This window comes from Microcoleus sp. CZ3-B2, assembly GCF_036705055.1.
GTDB lineage: Bacteria > Cyanobacteriota > Cyanobacteriia > Cyanobacteriales > Microcoleaceae > Microcoleus.
Map to the genome: position 1 here is coordinate 1 of NZ_JAUBTN010000142.1, position 1,745 is coordinate 1,745.

Consider the following 1,745-nt stretch of genomic DNA (forward strand, 5'->3'; position numbering starts at 1 on the left):
TTCCCAATTCCCAATTCCCAATTCCCAATTCCCAATTCCCAATTCCCAATTCCCAATTCCCAATTCCCAATTCCCAAATCTTTAGTTTTGCTAGACGAAGTAGGAGCGGGGACAGACCCCTCAGAAGGCAGTGCATTGGCGATCGCCCTATTGCAATATCTCGCCCAACATTCCCTATTAACAGTTGCAACCACCCACTTTGGCGAACTCAAAGCCCTCAAATATCAAGACTCCCGCTTTGAAAATGCCTCAGTAGAATTTGACGACAATTCCATGCAGCCAACCTATCGCTTGCTGTGGGGAATTCCCGGACGTTCCAACGCCCTCACCATTGCCAAAAGACTCGGTTTGCTAGCATCCATAGTCGATCGAGCTCAAACCTATGTCGGCGGAGCTTCTGCCGATGTCAATCAAGTGATTGCGGGACTCGAAGCCCAGCGCCGCAAACAGGAAACCAAGGCCAGAGAAGCAACTCAACTGCTGCACCAAACCGAAAAACTGCACAAAGAAGTTTCTCAAAAAGCAGCGGCTTTGCAAGAGCGGGAGCGAGAACTAAAAATAGCTCAGGAAGTGGCGGTAAATGAGGCGATAGGGTCGGCAAAATCAGAAATTGCTCAAATCATCCGGCGCTTGCAGTCGGGCGATAAAACGGCTCAAAATGCCCAGGTGGCGACAGATACCTTAAATCAAATTTCCCAAAAACACCTGCCATCTCGGCAACAACCGGCGAAACCAAAACCGGGTTTTATGCCAAAAACGGGCGATCGCATCCGCATACCCAGCCTCGGTCAAACCGCCGAAGTCCTCAGCGGCCCCGATGCTAACGAAGAATTGAGCGTGCGGTTTGGGATTATGAAAATGACTGTGAAACTGGGAGAAATTGAATCCCTCGACGGTCAAAAACCGGAAACTAAAGCTCAATTAGCCAAGGTAGCAGCCCAAGCCCAAGCAATCGCTACGGCTAAAGCCAAGCAAGCAGCGGCGGAACCTGCAAAACCCAATCCCGAAATTGCCATTCGCACTGCTAATAATTCGATCGACCTCCGGGGTGCGAGAGTCTCCGACGCGGAAATCGAAATCGACAGAGCACTTTCCAAAGCCGTGGAATACGGAGTTTTGTGGATAATTCACGGCAAAGGTACGGGACAGTTGCGGCGCGGGGTGCACGAATTCCTCGCTACTCACCCGCAGGTTTCCCGCTTCGAGCTCGCCAGTCAAAAAGAAGGAGGTGGAGGCGTGACGATCGCTTATTTACATTGATTTCGGTCACTTTGCGGCGTAGGATGGTTGGGGGTGAAAATTTATGGGTTTTTGGGGTTGCGCTCGATCGAACTGGCAACCGCAACCTTCGACTAGCAAAATTCGTCAAACAATAGAACTGCCGGAATCAAAACAACGAGTTATCAGAAATTTGGGTAAAAACCCCGTCCTTTGAAAACGGCTTTACAATATCTTCAGGTTTGCTCACAAAGTAAGTGCTAAAATGCAAGCATGACACAAAAAGCTTTCAAGTACCGCTTCTATCCGACTCCGGAGCAAGAAACCTTGCTTCGGAGAACCTTGGGCTGTACTCGATTGGTCTACAACCGCGCTCTCTGGGCCAGAACTGAGGCATGGTACGAACGGCAAGAGCGAGTTGGCTACACCGAAACCTCTAGTTTGTTGACTGCATGGAAAAAACAAGAGGATCTTGATTTCCTTAATGACGTTAGTAGCGTTCCCTTGCAGCAGGGCTTGAGACACCT

Annotated in this window: 2 protein-coding genes; both read left to right on the forward strand. The window is 49.7% G+C overall.

Features of this window, described 5'->3' with window-relative positions; all coding sequences use genetic code 11:
* Nucleotides 1-1,260: endonuclease MutS2 (locus tag QUA97_RS28150; RefSeq protein WP_333197608.1), on the forward strand; the 1,260-nt coding region annotated here is incomplete at its 5' end.
* 231 nt (nucleotides 1,261-1,491) lie between these two features.
* On the forward strand, nucleotides 1,492-1,745 hold a 254-nt coding region (locus QUA97_RS28155; protein ID WP_333196751.1), incomplete at its 3' end, for a helix-turn-helix domain-containing protein.